Origin of the sequence: Nocardioides sp. LS1 (genome assembly GCF_003865225.1) — a bacterium.
In the GTDB taxonomy this organism is placed as follows: domain Bacteria; phylum Actinomycetota; class Actinomycetes; order Propionibacteriales; family Nocardioidaceae; genus Nocardioides; species Nocardioides ginsengisegetis.
In genome coordinates, this window is record NZ_BIFF01000007.1 from 216,932 (window position 1) to 234,252 (window position 17,321).

Sequence of the window (17,321 nt, forward strand, 5' to 3'; positions counted from 1 at the left end):
ATGACCGAGTCCTCCACGCGGCACCCCATGACCGGCAACGAGATGTCCGGCGAGTCGGCCGGCGGCATGGAGCGCCACCAGTACGACGTCGTGGTGGTCGGGGCCGGCGGCGCCGGCCTGCGGGCCGCGATCGCGGCCCACGAGTCCGGCGCCCGGACGGCCATCGTCTGCAAGTCCCTGCTGGGCAAGGCACACACCGTGATGGCCGAGGGGGGCATCGCGGCCGCCATGGGCAACCGGTGGCCCGAGGACAACTGGGAGGTGCACTTCCGCGACACCATGCGTGGCGGGAAGATGCTCAACAACTGGCGGATGGCGCAGCTGCACGCGCAGGAGGCCCCCGAGCGGGTGATGGAGCTCGAGGACTGGGGCGCCCTCTTCGACCGCACCGACGACGGGCTGATCTCCCAGCGCGACTTCGGCGGCCACAAGTACGCCCGCCTCGCCCATGTCGGCGACCGCACCGGCCTGGAGATGATCCGCACCCTCCAGCAGCGCGCGGTGGCGCTGGGCATCGACGTCTTCATGGAGCTGACCGTCACCGACCTGATGAAGGACGGCGACAGGATCTCGGGGGCCTTCGGCTACTGGCGCGAGTCCGGCCGGTTCGTGCTGTTCGAGGCGCCCTCGGTGATCCTGGCGACCGGCGGCATCGGCAAGTCCTTCAAGGTGACCTCCAACTCCTGGGAGTACACCGGCGACGGCCATGCGCTCGCGATGCGGGCCGGCGCCAGCCTGATCAACATGGAGTTCGTGCAGTTCCACCCGACCGGCATGGTCTGGCCGCCGTCGGTGAAGGGGCTGCTCGTCACGGAGTCGGTGCGCGGCGACGGCGGCATCCTGAAGAACTCCGAGGGCAAGCGGTTCATGTTCGACTACATCCCGGACTTCTTCAAGGCCGAGACCGCGGACACGGTGGAGGAGGCCGACCGGTGGTACGACGACAAGAAGAACAACCGGAGACCTCCCGAGCTGCTGCCCCGTGACGAGGTCGCGCGGGCGATCAACTCCGAGATCAAGGCCGGCCGCGGCACGCCGCACGGCGGCATCTACCTCGACATCGCCTCGCGGCGTACGCCCGAGTTCATCCGCAAGCGGCTGCCGTCGATGTACCACCAGTTCAAGGAACTGGCCGACGTCGACATCACCGCGGAGCCGATGGAGATCGGCCCGACCTGCCACTACGTCATGGGTGGCGTCGAGGTCGACGCCGACAGCCAGGAGAGCGCGGTCACCGGCCTGTACGCCGTGGGGGAGTGCTCCGGCGGCATGCACGGCTCCAACCGGCTCGGCGGCAACTCGCTCGGCGACCTGCTGGTCTTCGGCAAGCGGGCCGGCGAGGCGGCCACGGCGTACGCCTCCTCGCTGGGCGCCAACCGGCCGCGGGTCGACGAGGCCGACGTGAAGGCGGCCGAGCGGAGCGCGCTCGCCCCGTTCGAGGTCGAGGGCGGTGAGAACCCCTACACGATCCAGTCCGACCTCCAGCAGTCCATGAACGACCTGGTCGGCATCATCCGGACCGCCGCAGAGCTCGAGGAGTCCCTCACCGAGGTCGAGGCGTTCAAGGTGCGCGCGAAGTCGATGAAGGTCGAGGGACACCGGCAGTACAACCCCGGCTGGCACCTCGCGATCGACCTGCGCAACATGCTGATCGTCAGCGAGTGCATCGCCAAGGCCGCGCTGGCGCGCGAGGAGTCCCGCGGCGGCCACACCCGCGACGACTTCCCCGGCCCGAATGCCGAGTGGGGCACCAAGAACCTCGTCGTGAACCTCAACGCCGAGGGCACCGGGGTCGACCTGCACGAGAAGCCGCTCCCGGTGATGCCGGACGAGCTCAAGAAGTACTTCGACTGAGAGGCACGGACATGGGCTATCACCTCAAGATGCGGATCTGGCGCGGCGACCAGACGGGCGGCGACCTCGGCGACTACACCGTGGAGGTGTCCGAGGGCGAGGTCGTCCTCGACGCGCTCCACCGCGTGCAGGCCACCCAGGCCGGGGACCTCGCGATCCGGTGGAACTGCAAGGCCGGCAAGTGTGGGTCGTGCAGCGCCGAGATCAACGGCCGGCCGCGGCTGCTGTGCATGACCCGGCTCTCCGACTTCGACCCGGCCGAGACGATCACGGTCACGCCGATGCGGACCTTCCCGGTGATCCGCGACCTGGTCACCGACGTCTCCTTCAACTACGAGAAGGCCAAGGAGCTGCCGTCGTTCGCGCCGCCGCCCCGCGACGCCGACAACAAGCGGCGGATGGCGCAGGTCGACGTCGAGCGCGGGCAGGAGTTCCGCAAGTGCATCGAGTGCTTCCTGTGCCAGAACACCTGCCACGTCGTGCGTGACCACGACGAGAACAAGTCGGCCTTCGCGGGCCCGCGCTTCTTCCTCCGGTACGCCGAGCTCGACATGCACCCGCTCGACACCCACGACCGGCGCGAGCTCGCGCAGGGCGCGGCCGGGCTGGGGATGTGCAACATCACCAAGTGCTGCACCGAGGTCTGCCCCGAGGGCATCAAGATCACCGACAACGCGATCATCCCGATGAAGGAGCGCGTGGTGGACCGGAAGTTCGACCCGCTGGTCTGGCTCGGGGCCAGGATCGGGATCCGCAACAAGGACAACGACGGCCGCACCGAGGTCTGAGGGGGAGCCAGCAATCTGGCTCAGCAGCGTCAGACGCGACGCGGGACGCCCCGGGGTGCTACCTCGCGGATGACCTCGTCGGCGTCGAGGGTGGTCAAGCTGGCCCCGACCGTGGTCAGCAGCTCGACGAGCTGGCGGCGCTGAGGCTCGGTCAGGGTGGCCAGCGCGGCCGTCTGCAGCGCGACGACCTCCGGCAGGAACTGGTCGACGATGGCCTTCCCGTCCTGCGTGATCACGATGAGCAGCCTTCGCCGGTCGGTGGGGTCGGGCCGGCGTTCGACCAGCCCGCGGCGCTCCAGGGTGTCGAGCAGAGAGGTGATGCTCGCCGTCGTCACGATGAGCCGTTCCGCGATGGCGGTCGGCGACAGGGGTTGTCCGGCCCCGTCGAGGACGGCGAGGGCCTCGCGCCCGGCCCTGGACAGCCGGTGGTGCCGGAGGGCCTGGTCGATGAGCGCGAGAAGTCTGTCCCCCGTGTGGGCCAGAGCCATGGCGCAGGAGTTGGCTGACTCGCTGCCCCCCGGGAACTCGCGCTCGAAGTCGGTCGCGACGTGACGCTGTGAAGGGCTCCCGGATCGGGAGCCCTTCTGGCCGGAGGTTCGCCCCGTGCTCAGTACATCTCCCGGGATGCCTCGGACCAGGTGCTGATGTCCGGTGCCCCGATGACGCCGGCGTTGGCCATGACCTCGCCCAGCTTCGGGTCGGTCTGGAAGGCCTGCGCGGCCGCGGCGTCGGGGAACTCGATCAGGGCCAGCACGCTGTTGCCGTCCTGGAGCACTCGGTAGCCGGTCGACCCGTGGCTACGACGCGCTTGGTCATGCCCGTCGAACCCGGCCTTCCAGGTGTTGAAGTCCTGCACTGTGTGTCGCACTGCCAGTGTGGTCATGTCGGTCCCTTCCTCTCTCGGTGGTGATTGCCCGACGTGTTTATTACTAGACCTCTAGTTACTAGGAGTCAAGTAAAACTCTCGGGCAGCAGGTCCACCACCCCCCGGACCGTGTCGAGACCGCGCGAGGTGACGCGGGCACCGGTGAGGTCCTGGAGCACGACGGTGGCGTTGCTGCCGCGCCCCGAGTCGTCGTGGAACGTCGTGACCGCGTGGCGGCCGTCGCCCGACACGATCCGGAGCCGGCCGTCGAGCGAGGTCCACGGGAGCGGGACCGGCAGGGTCGGGCCCGCGTCGAAGAACGCCACCTCCACCGGCACGTCCTCCGGCAGCCCGAGGGTGAGGGTGTGCCGGACGAGCTCCCGCAGCCACGCCGCACGGCGTACGACGACCACGTCGTCGTACCCGGTCAGCTCGCGCAGCCGCGTCCGGACCTCCCGGGCGGCCCGTGCGGGGGCGGGGTGGCTGAGGACGACGGTGCCGTTGCTCCGCACGCTGCGCACCCCGGTGGCGCCCGTCGCGGCGAAGGCCCCCTCGAGCTGGGTCCGGTTCGGCGCCCAGCCCTGCCCGAGGTTGAGGTTGCGGAAGAACGCGACGGCGGTGGCCATGACGGCCACGCTAGTTGTCGGTGAACCGGTCGGACAGGGCGTAACGGAGCAGCACGACGTCGTCGATCTGCCGGGTCTCGACCAGCCGGGCGCGGCGGTCGGGGGACCAGGGGAACTGGCCGTCCCCGACGAAGTGGCGGGCCCGCGAGTCACCCACGAAGAACGGGGCGATGACGAGGTGCAGCTCGTCGGCCAGGCCGGCGGTCAGGAACTGCGTGTGCACCGACGACCCGCCCTCGACCATGAGCCGACGGACGCCCCGGTCGTGGAGCTCCTCGCTGAGGCCGCCCATGTCGACGTGCCGGCCGCCGTCGACGACCGTGGCGACGTCCCCCAGCCGGGCGCGGGCCCGGGCCGTGGCTCCGGTGGGGCAGAAGACCAGCTTCTCGGCGTCGCCGGTGGCGAAGAAGGCGGCGCAGGGGTCGAGCCGGGCGTGCTCGCTCACGGTCACCTTGACGGGGGAGGGCGACATCCCTTGGGCGGACCGCTGGGCGATGCGTTCGGGGGCGCGCACGAGCAGGCGCGGGTTGTCGCGACGGATGGTGCGCGCGCCGACGAGGATCGCGTCGCACCGGGCCCGCAGGGCGTCCACCCGGTCGAAGTCCGCGTCGTTGGAGAGCATCAGCCGGGGTCCCGATGCGCGGTCGAGGTAGCCGTCGAGCGAGATCGCGCAGCTGAGCAGCGTGTAGGGGCGCTCACGCACGGGAGCCCACCTCCACCACCGGCCGGGCCGGGGCGGCCAGCAGCGGCAGCAGCCCCGGCAGGGTCGCGACGAAGGCCATGACGCCGAAGACGACGGCCGTGGTGACCCCGGCGGCCGCTCCCAGGCCGGCGGCCCCGAACGCCCAGGCGGCCATCCCCTCACGCGGTCCCCACCCGGCGACGTTGACCGGGATCGAGGCGGCGAGCAGGACCAGCATGGCGAGCGGCAGCAGGGTCGTGAGCGGCGCGGTGACGCCGGCGGCGCGTGCGGCCAGGAGGAACACCACGACGTGCCCCGCCACGGCCAGGACCGACGCCAGAAGGACCGGACCCGCCGTGCGCCAGCCGGCCCGGAGGCCGCCGACGACCACGAGGGCGAGCAGGAGCACGAGGAACGCGGAGGGGAGCACGCCCAGCACCGCGACGGCAACGAGGACCTGCACGCCCTGCCCGGCCGCCCGCTCCACGGCCACGGAGGCAAGTCCGCGGCCCCGGTCGCCGACGTCGCGACCGTGCCGCACCGCCCGGTGCACGTCGCCGACGACACCACCCGGCAGCGTCGCGTTGAGGAGCTGGGAGCGGTAGTAGGCAGCCAGCCCGTCGCGCACGGGCACGTCGACGCCGAGACGACGGGCGACGGCGTGCCACCGCCAGACACAGCAGAGCGTGGTGAGCAGGGTCAGCGCGACGGCGCAGGCCAGCGTGACGGGGTCGGCCCTTCTCAGGCCCTCGAGGAACGGGCCGGTGCCGACCCGGACGACGAGGGCGGCCAGGACCAGGGCGCCGCCGAGCAGGCGGGCCCGGCGCCACCATCGCGCGTCGATCGTCATCGGTCCTCCCACCAGTGGTACGTCGCTGCGCCGGTCCGGGTTCACCCCGACCCGCTCCGGGCCTGGGCCAGGGCCTCGGCGACCCGGGCGGCGGTCGAGGACCAGCGCGGGAGCGACCCCGCTCGTCGCCGGGCCGCGGAGCGCCAGCGGTCCCGGGTGCCGGGCTCGGTCAGCCAGCGACGCAGGACCTCGGCCAGCGCATCGGGGTCGTCGGCGGGCACCAGCGCGCCTGGCCGGGTCGACGCGTCGGTGCCGCCCAGGGCCTCGGGCACCCCGCCCACCTCGGTGGCCACCACCGGGATCCCGTGGGAGAGGGCCTCGGAGACGACCATGCCGTAGCTCTCCGCACGGGAGGCGCTCACGAGCAGGTCGCTGGCGGCGTACTCGTCGTCGAGGTCGGGCTCGGTGAGCGGGCCCGTGAACCTCACCCGGTCGCCGATCCCGTCACCCGTCGCCTGCGCCCGGAGGCCCTCCACGAGGCCGGGCTCGAGGTCGAGCGCGCCCACGGCCCGCAGGCTCCACGGGAGGTCCGCGACCCGGGCCAGGGCAGCGAGCAGGACGTCGTGGCCCTTGGCCGTCGTGATCGCGCCGGCGCACAGCAGCCGCCCGCCGTCCGGGGTGCCCGGGGCCGCCGGTGCGGCGTCGACGCCGGGCTCCGCGACGTGCACCCGGCCGGGATCGAGGCCGTCGCGCGCGAGGAGGTGCCCACGCGTCCAGCTGCTCGTCGTGACCACGACCGCACGGCGAAGGAGCTCGGCCGCCCCGCCGTCGAACGGCATGTGCAGCAGCACGACCAGCCGCAGCCGGTCGGCCTCGGCCACCAGCGCGTCCGGCGTCGCGCAGCCGACCAGGCCGTCCACCAGGACGACCTCGCCGTCGGCGATGCGGGACAGCGCCGACGCCATCGTCCCGGCGACGGCCTGCTCGTGGACCCGCCAGCCGAGGGCCTCCAGCCCCTCGCAGACGCGCCGGTCGTAGCGGTTGCCCCCGCTCGGCCGCCGCGGGTCGTCGACCCCCGGCGGCGTCAGCACGTGGACCGTCGTCACAACGCCCGCTCGTAGCTCGCCCAGGCGACGTGGGACTCGTGCAGGGTCACGACCAGCCGGGTCAGGTGCCCGGTCCGGCCCAGGGCCCCCGCGGCCACCCGCTCAGCGAGCCGGTCGGCGACCACGCGGGCCATCACCTCGGTCGTCGTGGGAGTGCCGGCGAGGTCGGGCAGGTCGTCGAGGTTGCGGTAGGTGAAGGCGGAGAGCACCTCGCGCAGCTGCTCGGTGGCGAGCCCGATGTCGACCACGAGGCCGTCCGCGTCCAGGGTCGGGCCGGACCAGGTCGCGTCGACGACGTACGTCGCCCCGTGCAGCCGCTGGGCGGGTCCGAACACCTCGCCGGGCAGGCTGTGGGCGACCATCATGTGGTCGCGGACGGTCACGCTGAACATGGCTCCTCCTCGGGGCAGTCGTAGGTGATGCCGTGGCAGAGCCCGGGCAGGTCGCCGGCCGCGATCCGGGCGAGCACGTCGGGCAGCTCGGCGAAGGGCGAGCTGCCGGTGAGCAGCACGTCGAAGGCCGGGTCGCGGAGCAGTTCCAGCGCGAGGGCGAGCCGCTCCGACGTCGTACGACGGCCGCGCACCGCGGGCGAGACGGTGCCGACCTGGCTGGCGCGCAGGGTGAGCCGCCGCGAGTGGAACGCGCCCCCGAGCGCCACGTCGACCGGCGTGTCGCCGTACCAGCTGAGCTCGACGACCGTGCCCTCCGGCGCCAGGAGGTCGATCGCGGTCCGCAGCCCGGCCGAGGTGGCGCTGGCGTGCAGGACCAGGTCGCGCTCGCCGGCGGCCTCACCGGGACCGGCGAAGCCCACGCCGAGCGCGTCGGCGACCGTCCGGCGTCCCGCGTCCACGTCCACCAGCGTCACCTCGACGCCCGGGATCCCTCTGAGGAGCCGGGCGACGCAGCAGCCGAGCAGCCCCGCGCCGACGACCGCGACCCGGTCCCCGACGAGCGGGGCGGCGTCCCACAGGGCGTTGACGGCCGTCTCGACCATGCCGGCCAGCACCGCCCGGGCCGGGGGCACGTCGTCGGGGACGACCGTCACCGCCTCGACCGGGACGACGTACGCCGTCTGGTGGGGGTGCAGGCAGAACACCGTCCGGCCGAGCAGCTCCGGCGGACCCTCCTCGACCCGTCCCACGCTGAGGTAGCCGTACTTCACCGGGCCGGGGAAGTCGCCGTCCTGGAAGGGGGCGCGCATCACGTCGTGCTGGTCCGGCGGGACACCGCCCCGGAAGACCAGGCTCTCCGTGCCGCGGCTCACCGCCGACCGGAGCGTGCGGACGCGGACCTCGCCGGGGCCGGCGGGCGGCACGGACACCGTCCGGATCTCGCCGTGGCCAGGCTCGCGCACCCAGAACGCCCGCTCCCCGCTCGTCATCGGCGTCATCGATGCCCTCCGCTCCCGCCCGGGTGAACCGGGACGCCATCCTCCTCGTAGTGACAGTCGTACCCCTGGGAGACACGGAGGAACAGTGCATCGGGTTCACGCGGCACCCTCGAGCGCGCTCGCGGGACTGGTCGTGCTCCTCGGCGGGCTCGCCGTGACCGTCGGCCTGGGCCCGGTCGCCTGGAGCGTGGGCCTGGCCTGCGGCGTGGGCCTCCTGGGTCTCCTCGTCGCGGCCATGGGCCGCCACGAACGACCGGGACTGATGCCGGCCGACCGGGTGACGCTGGCGCGCGGGCTGCTCGCCACCGCGGTGGCCGCCCTCGTCGCGGAGGCGGCGACCGGGCACGACGCCGCCCACCTCCGGATCACCCTGGTGGCCCTCGCGGCCATCGCGCTCGTCCTCGACGGCGTCGACGGCCCGGTGGCCCGCCGGACCGGGACCGCCTCGGACTTCGGGGCCCGTTTCGACATGGAGGTCGACGCCTTCCTGATCCTGGTGCTCAGCGTCCACGTGGCGCGGACGTCGGGCTGGTGGGTGCTGGGGATCGGCCTGGCCCGCTACGCGTTCGTGGCGGCCACGTGGGTCTGGCCGTGGCTGCGCGCGTCGCTCCCGCGCCGGAGCTGGGCGCGGGTCGTCGCGGCGGTCCAGGGCGTCGTGCTGGCCGTCGCCGCGGCGGACGTGCTGCCCGATCGGGTGACCCTGGCAGCCCTGGTGGTCGCCGCGGCGTTGCTCGCCGAGTCCTTCGGCCGGCAGGTGCACGACCTGCGCCGGCTGGCTCTCCGGCCTCCGGCAAGCGGCCGCGTGGTCACCGGCGTCGCGTTCGTCGTGGTCTGGGCCGCCCTGGTCCTGCCCGACACCGTCGACCTCCTCACCCCGGCCGGGCTGCTGCGGGTCCCGCTCGAGGGCCTCGTGGTCGTGGTGGTGGCCCTGCTCCTGCCCGACGTCGTACGCCGTCCGGTGGCCGTCGTCGCGGGGCTCGCGCTGGCCGCGCTGGTCGTCCTCCGGCTCCTCGACATGGGGTTCCGCGTGGTCTTCGACCGCCCCTTCGACGTGCTCAACGACTGGTACTACCTCGGCCCCGGGATCGGCGTGCTCCGCGACTCGATCGGCGGCTCCGCCGCCCTGGCGGTGACCGTCGGAGCCGGGGTGCTGCTGGTCGCCCTCGCGGTCGGCCTCCCCGTCAGCACGCTGCGCGTCGCCGGGTGGGTCCACCGGCACCGCCGTGGATCGGCGCGTGCGGTCGTCGCGCTCGGGATCGCCTGGGCGTTGCTCGCGGTCGCCGGTGTCCAGCTCGCCTCGACCAGCGCCGCGCGCCAGGCCGTCGATGCCGTCGCCCAGGTGCGGGCCGACCTGGCCGACCGGCGCACGTTCGCGCGGGAGATCGGCTCGGACTCCTTCGCGACGGAGCCCGACGGGATGCTGGCCGGGCTGCGCGGCAAGGACGTGCTGCTGGTGTTCGTCGAGAGCTACGGCCGGGTCGCGGTCCAGGACACGACGTACGCACCCGGGGTCGACGCCGTCCTCGACGCCGGGACGCGGCGGCTCCGGTCGGCGGGCTTCTCCGCCCGCAGCGCCTTCCTCACCTCACCCACGTTCGGCGCGGGCAGCTGGCTGGCGCACGCGAGCCTCCAGTCGGGCCTGTGGGTCGACAGCCAGCAGCGCTACGACCAGCTGATGACCTCCGACCGGCTGACCCTGAGCGACGCGTTCCGCCGCGCCGGGTGGCGAACGGTCTCCGACGTCCCCGCCGACACCCACGCGTGGGCGCAGGGGCAGGCGTTCTACCACTTCGACCAGATGTACGACTCCCGGGACGTGGGCTACCGGGGGCCCACGTTCGGATATGCCTCGATGCCCGACCAGTACACCCTGGCGGCCCTGCGCCGCCTGGAGCTGACGGGGGCGGGCCGGCGGCCGGTGATGGCCGAGGTCGACCTCGTCTCCAGCCACCATCCGTGGACGCCGCTGCCGCGGATGCTGCCCTGGGCACGCGTCGGGGACGGGTCGGTGTACGCCGGGATGCCGGAGCAGGGCCCCTCCGCGGACGTCCTGTTCCGCGACCCCGAGCGGGTGCGCGCGGCGTACGGCCGGTCGATCGAGTACTCCCTGAGGGCGCTGGTCTCCTTCGTCGCGACCCACCCCGACCCCGACCTGGTCCTGGTCGTGCTGGGCGACCACCAGCCGCACTCCTACGTCACGGGCGCGGACCCCGGCCGCGACGTGCCCGTCTCGATCGTCGCGCACGACCCCGCCGTGCTGGACCGGATCGCCGACTGGGGCTGGCAGGACGGGCTCCGGCCCTCGCCCACCGCCCCGGTCTGGCGGATGGACGCCTTCCGGGACCGCTTCCTCACCGCCTACGGCCGGTGACCGGCACCCGAACGCACCGACGAAAAAGTCACACAGTGTGGCCGCGCCCAGCAGGCCCTCCTATCGTTCGCACCATGACTGACGACTCCGCCGTCGAGGGCGGCCTCGCCGAGCCCACGGAGCTCGAGCCCGACCAGGGTTCGCTCCGGCTCGCGTCGCCCGAGGACGACTGGTCCGTCACCGACTGGGAGCGCAGCACCGCCGCGGTGCTGCGCAAGTCGCGACGGATGACCGACGAGGACCCCGACGACCTGGTCTGGCAGAAGCTGACCCGCACCACGCTCGACGGCATCGCCGTCACCCCGCTCGGGACCCCGGACCTGCTGCAGGACCTGCAGACCTCCGGACGCCCCGAGCGCAGCGGGGACTGGGACATCCGCGCCCACCTCTCGGGGGCGGACGCCAAGACGGCCAACGAGGCGGCGCTGGTCGACCTCAACGGCGGGGTCTCCTCGCTGTGGCTCACGGTCGACGCCGACACCGACCTCAGGACGCTGCTCAACGAGGTCCTGCTCGACCTCGCGCCGGTCGTCCTCGACGCGCCGTCGGCGCCGCTCGTCGCGGCCGGGGCCCTGCTCTCGCTGCTCAAGGAGCGCGGCACCACGCCGGCTCCGGGCACCAACCTCGGCGCCGACGCCCTGGCCGACGAGGCCGAGCTGGTCGCCGTCGCCCGCCTGGCCCTCGACGCCGGCGTGCTCGGGGTCGTCGTCGACGCCACCAAGGTCCACGACCGCGGGGCGTCGGACGCCCAGGAGCTCGCGCACTCGCTGGTGGCGGCCGTGCGGGTGCTGCGGGCCCTGACCGACGCGGGGATCTCGGCCGAGGACGCCGCCGGACTCGTCGAGTTCCGCTACGCCGCCACGGCCGAGCAGTTCCCCACGATCGCCAAGCTGCGCGCGGCCCGTCGCCTCTGGGCGCGGGTGCTCGAGCTCAGCGAGGTCTCGGCAGGCTCGACCACCGGCTCGGGCGGACGGGTGCAGCGGCAGCACGCGGTGACCAGCCGCCCGATGATGAGCAAGTACGACCCGTGGGTCAACATGCTCCGCACCACCGTCGCCGCGTTCGCCGCGGGCGTCGGGGGAGCGGACGCCGTCACCGTGCTGCCCTTCGACAGCCCCCTCGGCGTGCCCGACGCGTTCGGCCGCCGGATCGCACGCAACACCAGCGCGCTGCTGATCTCGGAGTCCCACGTCGCCACGGTCGCCGACCCGGCCGGTGGCTCCTACGCCGTCGAGAAGCTCACCGACGACCTGGCCCGCGCGGCCTGGGAGATCTTCGGCCGACTGGAGGACGGCGAGTCGCTCGACGCGATGGTCGAGGAGACCGTCGCCCGCCGCGAGCAGGAGATCGCCCGCCGCAAGCGCCCGATCACCGGCGTCACGGAGTTCCCCAACCTCGGCGAGACGCTCCCTGAGCGGGCCTCGGCAGGCTCGACCGACGAGTGGGCGAACGTCCGCCGCTACGGCGCGAGCTTCGAGGCGATGCGGGACGAGCCGGTGGACACCCCGGTCCTCCTGGCGCCGCTCGGCACCATCGCCCAGCACACCGCGCGCGCCACGTTCGCCAGCAACCTGCTCGCCGCCGGCGGCATCGCCGTCACGACGGAGCCCGGTGAGGCCGGCGGCGTGGCCTGCGTCGTCGGCACCGACGGCGCCTACGACGTCGAGGGCGCCGAGAAGGCAGCCGCCCTGCGCGAGGCGGGCGCGACCTGGATCATCGTCGCCGGCCAGCCGCGCGACTGGGCCGACGACTCGGCCGCCCTGGGCGTGGACGCCCTCGACTTCCTGACCCGTACGAGGGAGAAGCTGCGATGACCATCCCGAAGAGCTTCAGCGGACTGCCGCTGGGCGGGGGTGTCGAGTCGCTCGCCGGCGCCCGCTCCTCCACCACCGACGGCAGTGGGCAGGCGTGGACGAGCCCGGAGGGGATCGACATCCTCCCGGTCTACGGCCCCGAGCACCTCGAGGGCCTCGACGCCCTGGGGACCTTCCCGGGCCTGAGCCCGTTCCTGCGCGGGCCCTACCCGACGATGTACACCACGCAGCCGTGGACGATCCGCCAGTACGCCGGCTTCAGCACGGCCGAGCAGTCCAACGCGTTCTACCGGCGCAACCTCGCGGCCGGCCAGAAGGGCCTGAGCGTCGCCTTCGACCTCGCGACCCACCGCGGCTACGACTCCGACCACCCGCGGGTGCGCGGTGACGTCGGCATGGCCGGCGTGGCGATCGACTCGATCTACGACACCCGCACGCTCTTCGACGGCATCCCGCTCGACGAGATGTCGGTGTCGATGACCATGAACGGCGCGGTCCTGCCCGTGCTGGCGCTCTACATCGCGGCGGCCGAGGAGCAGGGGGTGAAGCCGGAACAGCTCGCGGGGACGATCCAGAACGACATCCTCAAGGAGTTCATGGTCCGCAACACCTACATCTACCCGCCGGCGCCGTCGATGCGGATCATCTCCGACATCTTCAGCTACACCGCCGCGAAGATGCCGCGCTTCAACTCGATCTCGATCTCCGGCTATCACATCCAGGAGGCCGGGGCCACGGCCGACCTGGAGCTGGCCTACACGCTGGCCGACGGCGTCGAGTACATCCGCGCGGGCCTGGCCACCGGCATGACGATCGACCAGTTCGCGCCGCGGCTGTCGTTCTTCTGGGCGATCGGGATGAACTTCTTCATGGAGGTCGCCAAGATGCGCGCCGCCCGCGCCCTGTGGGCCCGGTTGGTGCGCGACTTCGACCCCCAGAACCCCAAGTCGCTGAGCCTGCGCACCCACAGCCAGACCTCGGGCTGGTCCCTGACCGCCCAGGACGTGTTCAACAACGTGGGCCGCACCGCGATCGAGGCGATGGCCGCGACCCAGGGGCACACCCAGTCGCTGCACACCAACGCCCTCGACGAGGCGATCGCGCTGCCGACCGACTTCTCGGCGCGGATCGCCCGCAACACCCAGCTGATGCTCCAGCAGGAGAGCGGCACCACCGGGACGATCGACCCGTGGGCCGGCTCCTACTACGTCGAGCGCCTGACCCACGACCTCGCCGAGCGCGCCTGGGCCCACATCCAGGAGGCCGAGCAGGCCGGCGGCATGGCCAAGGCGATCGAGCAGGGCATCCCCAAGATGCGCATCGAGGAGGCCGCGGCCCGCACCCAGGCCCGGATCGACTCCGGCACGCAGAAGGTCATCGGCGTCAACACCTACCGGCTCGCCGCCGAGGACAAGCTCGACGTCCTCAAGGTCGACAACGACGACGTCTACCGCCAGCAGGTCGCCAAGCTCGAGCGGCTGCGGGCCGAGCGCAACGACGACGACGTACGCCGCGCGCTGGAGGCCCTCACCAACTCCGCCGACCGCGGCGCGGTCTCGACAGGCTCGACCACCGGGGCGTCCCTCGACGGCAACCTGCTCGCCCTCGCCGTCGACGCGGCCCGCGCGAAGGCCACCGTCGGCGAGATCTCCGACGCGCTGGAGAAGGTCTACGGCCGCCACCAGGCGACGATCCGTACGATCAGCGGCGTGTTCAGGGACGAGGCGGGATCGGCGGGCAGCACACTCGTGCAGCAGGTCCTCGACGCCACCGACGAGTTCGCCGAGGCCGAGGGCCGTCGCCCGCGCATCCTGGTCGCCAAGATGGGCCAGGACGGCCACGACCGCGGCCAGAAGGTCGTGGTCTCCGCCTTCGCCGACATGGGCTTCGACGTCGACGTGGGTCCGCTGTTCTCCACGCCCGAGGAGGTCGCGCAGCAGGCGGTCGACGCCGACGTCCACATCGTCGGTGTCTCCTCGCTGGCCGCGGGCCACCTCACGCTGCTCCCCGCGCTGAAGAAGGCGCTGGAGGAGCAGGGCCGTCCCGACATCATGGTCGTGATCGGTGGCGTGATCCCGCCCGACGACGTCCCGACGCTCCAGGAGATGGGCGCGGCCGCGGTGTTCCTGCCCGGCACGGTCATCGCCGAGTCCGCGCTCGACCTCCTGGCCAAGCTGCGGGAGCAGCTCAGTCACTGATGGCCGACGACAAGGTCGCCGGCCTCGTCGAGGGCATCCGGGCCGGGCGGCGCGCCGCGGTGTCCCAGGCGATCACGCTCGTGGAGTCCTCGAGCGCGAAGCACCGGGAGCAGGCACGCGCGCTGCTCACCGAGCTGAGCGTCGACGGGACGTCGCGGGACGTCGTGCGGGTCGGGATCTCCGGCGTGCCCGGCGTCGGGAAGTCGACGTTCATCGAGGCGCTCGGCTCCCGGCTGACCGCGGCCGGGCACCGGGTCGGCGTGCTCGCGGTCGACCCGTCCAGCGTGCGCACCGGCGGCTCCGTGCTCGGCGACAAGACCCGGATGGCCCGGCTCGCCGCCGACCCGAACGCCTTCATCCGGCCGTCGCCGTCGGCCGGCACCCTCGGCGGCGTCGCCCGCGCAACCGTCCAGGCGATGACGGTCCTCGAGGCGGCGTCGTACGACGTGGTGCTGGTCGAGACCGTCGGCGTCGGCCAGTCCGAGGTCACCGTCGCCGGGATGGTCGACACGTTCCTCTTCCTCACCCTCGCGCGCACCGGCGACCAGCTCCAGGGCATCAAGAAGGGCATCCTCGAGCTCGCGGACGTGATCGCGGTCAACAAGGCGGACGGTGACCGCGAGCAGGAGGCCCGCGCCGCGGCCCGCGAGCTGGCCGGCGCCCTGCGGCTCGTGCGCGGCAAGGGGGAGTGGGCGCCGCCGGTCGTCACCTGCTCCGGGCTCAACGACGTCGGGGTCGACGACCTCTGGGAGCGGGTGATCGCGCACCGCGAGCACCTCGGTGCCGAGGGGCTGCACGACAAGCGGGCCGGCCAGCAGCTGGAGTTCACCTGGGCCCTGGTCCGCGACGAGCTCGCCCAGCGGCTCCGCGACTCGCCGGGCGTGCGCGCGATCCGCGACGAGGTCCGCGACGGCGTCCTGGCGGGGGAGCTGCCCGCGACGGTCGCCGCCGACCGGATCCTGGCGGCCTACGACACCGGCGGCACCAGCCGGTAGGCCCCGCCGGGCAGCTGCTCGATCCAGCGCGGGTCGGGCCGGTTGTCGGCCAGCCGGGCCACGAGGCTGGCCATCGCGTGGGTGACCAGCCGGCGGTCGTGCTCGGCCACCTGGCTGGAGTCGAGGTAGGTCTCGCCGCGCAGGCTCATGGCGAGGTCGCCGGGCGAGCGGGCCCGGTCGCCGGAGTAGAGCAGGATCTCGAGGAGGTCGAACTCGAGGCGGTCCAGCTCGAGCGCGCGCCCGTCGACGGTGAGCAGGCCCTGGTGCGGGTTGAGCGCCAGCCCGCGCAGCTCGACCCACTCGCCGGTGAAGCGCACGCCCGCGCGAGGGGCCGGCTCGGGGGAGGACTCCGCCGTGGCCGGAGCGGCCTCCGGCTCCGGCTCCGGAGCGCCGGTGCCGAGCCTTCCGGGGGGCCGCCGCAGCCCGGCCATGAAGCGGGCGCGGAGCTCGCGGGGACGGAAGGGCTTGGCGACGTAGTCGTCGGCTCCGGCGCCGAAGCCGCCGATGATGTCGTCCTCGCCGGCCAGCCCGGTGACCATGACGATGTAGGTGCTGCTGAACTCCCGGATCCGGCGGGTCGCCTCGAGGCCATCGACGCCGGGCAGCGAGATGTCGACGGTCGTGAGCTGCGGCCGGTAGGTCCGCACCGCCTCGACCCCGGCGTCCCCGTCGTGGGTGACCACGACCCGGAAGCCGGCCTGGCTCAGGATCACCTCGAGCAGGTGGGCGACGTCGTGCTCGTCCTCGATGACGACCGCGACGGGCAGCACGACCCCCGGCTCAGCGACAGCGGACATTGCTGTTCTCCCCTCCTGTGGCACCGGCCACCTGTGCGCACCCCACGACGTTGCCATGGTCCCGGGCCGCCCCGACCAGCGACACGGCGTACCGCGGTGCGGTCATCTCGTTGTCGACGATCCGGTTGTCCCGGCCCCAGCCGTCGAGCACCACGTGGACCTGCACCGCGTCGCCGCGGCCGGTCACGACCCGGTTGCGACGCACCGTCCAGCCGTTGCCCTTCAGGTCGACCGCCGAGTCCGCGCCGGGGTCGGACAGCCGGTTGCCGGCCAGGGTGCCACCGGTGGTGCCCTCCTTGACGTCGACCGCCTCCGCGGTGGTCCGGGTGACGGTGTTGCCGACCAGCCGGTTGCCGTCGCTGCGGTCGGGCTCGCACGCCGACACCTCGCACCAGTTGCTCTCGGCGGACCCGACGTAGATGCCCTCGCCGTACGCCGGCTCCCGCAGCCCGGTGTCGGCGATGAACGACCGCTCGAGCAGGTTGTCGCTGCTGCCGGACCGCAGGTGCACGGCCTCGTCGCCGACCCCGGTCACGTGCAGCCCGGAGAGCACGTTGTCCGACGAGCCGTCCAGCACCACGCCCTTCTGGCCGCCGGTCACGGCGAAGCCGCGCAGCTCCCAGTGCGAGGCCCCGTCGAGGTGCAGCGTGTAGCCGTGGTCCGTGCCGCCCCCGTCGAGCACCGAGTCGCGCGTCCCGCAGAGGCGGATCGGGGACGCCCGGGTGCCGGAGCGGGTGACGTCGAAGGTCCCGTCGTAGTGGCCGGACGCCAGCGCGAAGGCGTCGCCGGGACCGGCCGTGGCCAGCGCCCGGCGCAGCCCCTCGGCCGAGGAGAGGACCTCGGCGCCGGGGGGACAGCCCCGCACGGCCGACGGCGGAGTCGCGTCCCCGGCGGAGCAGGCCGGCACCGCCCCGAGGAGCAGGGCGAGCGACACCACAAGCCGGCGACGGGGCACGCGGTGCAGTCTCACAGCCTGCGACGCGGTCCGCGCGCATCTGGCTGAAATCCGGAAGGCTCCCCCTGTCGCGCCCTACGATCTCCCCTG

16 protein-coding genes are annotated in these 17,321 nt (G+C 73.3%); 6 read left to right on the forward strand and 10 right to left on the reverse strand.

The window, feature by feature from the left end:
- Both EJF31_RS20950 and EJF31_RS20955 read left to right on the forward strand, forming a co-directional pair.
- Positions 1–1,854, forward strand: a complete 1,854-nt coding sequence (locus EJF31_RS20950) for a fumarate reductase/succinate dehydrogenase flavoprotein subunit (RefSeq protein ID WP_221767688.1) — start codon at positions 1–3, stop codon at positions 1,852–1,854.
- 11 nt (positions 1,855–1,865) lie between these two features.
- A complete protein-coding gene (locus EJF31_RS20955; RefSeq protein ID WP_125039123.1) occupies positions 1,866–2,642 on the forward strand; it encodes a succinate dehydrogenase/fumarate reductase iron-sulfur subunit in 777 nt (258 codons plus the stop codon).
- Between the two features lie 29 nt (positions 2,643–2,671).
- Here the strand turns inward: EJF31_RS20955 and EJF31_RS20960 are convergent, their stop codons facing one another.
- From EJF31_RS20960 to EJF31_RS20995, 8 genes are all read right to left on the reverse strand, one after another.
- Entirely contained in the window at positions 2,672–3,130 is a 459-nt protein-coding gene (locus tag EJF31_RS20960; RefSeq protein WP_125039124.1) for a MarR family winged helix-turn-helix transcriptional regulator, read from the reverse strand.
- Positions 3,131–3,249: 119 nt separating this feature from the next.
- Positions 3,250–3,525, reverse strand: coding sequence for a cyclase (locus EJF31_RS20965; RefSeq protein ID WP_125039125.1), 276 nt, complete (start codon positions 3,523–3,525; stop codon positions 3,250–3,252).
- Between the two features lie 68 nt (positions 3,526–3,593).
- Complete coding sequence (locus EJF31_RS20970; protein ID WP_125039126.1) at positions 3,594–4,133, reverse strand: DUF1697 domain-containing protein; 540 nt, start codon at positions 4,131–4,133, stop codon at positions 3,594–3,596.
- A gap of 10 nt (positions 4,134–4,143) precedes the next feature.
- Positions 4,144–4,836, reverse strand: a complete 693-nt coding sequence (locus tag EJF31_RS20975) for a dihydrofolate reductase family protein (RefSeq protein ID WP_125039127.1) — start codon at positions 4,834–4,836, stop codon at positions 4,144–4,146.
- Positions 4,829–5,665, reverse strand: a complete 837-nt coding sequence (locus tag EJF31_RS20980; RefSeq protein ID WP_125039128.1) for a lysylphosphatidylglycerol synthase transmembrane domain-containing protein — start codon at positions 5,663–5,665, stop codon at positions 4,829–4,831. The genes EJF31_RS20975 and EJF31_RS20980 overlap by 8 nt, the downstream gene beginning before the upstream one ends.
- A 41-nt stretch (positions 5,666–5,706) precedes the next feature.
- Positions 5,707–6,711: a glycosyltransferase family 4 protein gene (locus tag EJF31_RS20985; protein WP_125039129.1), complete on the reverse strand. Its 1,005-nt coding sequence runs from the start codon at positions 6,709–6,711 to the stop codon at positions 5,707–5,709.
- The gene (locus tag EJF31_RS20990; RefSeq protein ID WP_125039130.1) at positions 6,708–7,103 is read right to left on the reverse strand and encodes a 6-carboxytetrahydropterin synthase; all 396 of its coding nucleotides are present in this window, start codon (positions 7,101–7,103) and stop codon (positions 6,708–6,710) included. The genes EJF31_RS20985 and EJF31_RS20990 overlap by 4 nt, the downstream gene beginning before the upstream one ends.
- Complete coding sequence (locus tag EJF31_RS20995) at positions 7,091–8,101, reverse strand: zinc-binding alcohol dehydrogenase (protein WP_221767689.1); 1,011 nt, start codon at positions 8,099–8,101, stop codon at positions 7,091–7,093. The genes EJF31_RS20990 and EJF31_RS20995 overlap by 13 nt, the downstream gene beginning before the upstream one ends.
- Before the next feature lie 85 nt (positions 8,102–8,186).
- Here EJF31_RS20995 and EJF31_RS21000 point away from each other — a divergent pair, with 85 nt between their 5' ends.
- The 4 genes from EJF31_RS21000 to meaB all read left to right on the forward strand — a co-directional run bounded on the left by EJF31_RS21000 (position 8,187) and on the right by meaB (position 15,479).
- Complete coding sequence (locus EJF31_RS21000; RefSeq protein ID WP_125039131.1) at positions 8,187–10,472, forward strand: CDP-alcohol phosphatidyltransferase family protein; 2,286 nt, start codon at positions 8,187–8,189, stop codon at positions 10,470–10,472.
- A gap of 74 nt (positions 10,473–10,546) precedes the next feature.
- Positions 10,547–12,286: a methylmalonyl-CoA mutase family protein gene (locus tag EJF31_RS21005; protein WP_125039132.1), complete on the forward strand. Its 1,740-nt coding sequence runs from the start codon at positions 10,547–10,549 to the stop codon at positions 12,284–12,286.
- Positions 12,283–14,484, forward strand: coding sequence for a methylmalonyl-CoA mutase (gene scpA / locus EJF31_RS21010; RefSeq protein WP_125039133.1), 2,202 nt, complete (start codon positions 12,283–12,285; stop codon positions 14,482–14,484). Before EJF31_RS21005 ends, scpA begins: the two co-directional genes overlap by 4 nt.
- Positions 14,484–15,479: a methylmalonyl Co-A mutase-associated GTPase MeaB gene (gene meaB / locus EJF31_RS21015; RefSeq protein ID WP_125039134.1), complete on the forward strand. Its 996-nt coding sequence runs from the start codon at positions 14,484–14,486 to the stop codon at positions 15,477–15,479. The genes scpA and meaB overlap by 1 nt, the downstream gene beginning before the upstream one ends.
- Here the strand turns inward: meaB and EJF31_RS21020 are convergent.
- Both EJF31_RS21020 and EJF31_RS21025 read right to left on the reverse strand, forming a co-directional pair.
- Positions 15,452–16,276, reverse strand: coding sequence for a response regulator transcription factor (locus EJF31_RS21020; RefSeq protein WP_185736373.1), 825 nt, complete (start codon positions 16,274–16,276; stop codon positions 15,452–15,454). The two genes, meaB and EJF31_RS21020, sit on opposite strands and share 28 nt — an antisense overlap.
- Positions 16,260–17,231 carry a right-handed parallel beta-helix repeat-containing protein gene (locus EJF31_RS21025; RefSeq protein ID WP_185736374.1) on the reverse strand — a complete coding sequence of 324 codons (972 nt, stop codon included), beginning with the start codon at positions 17,229–17,231 and terminating at the stop codon, positions 16,260–16,262. Before EJF31_RS21025 ends, EJF31_RS21020 begins: the two co-directional genes overlap by 17 nt.
- Positions 17,232–17,321 lie beyond the last annotated feature (90 nt).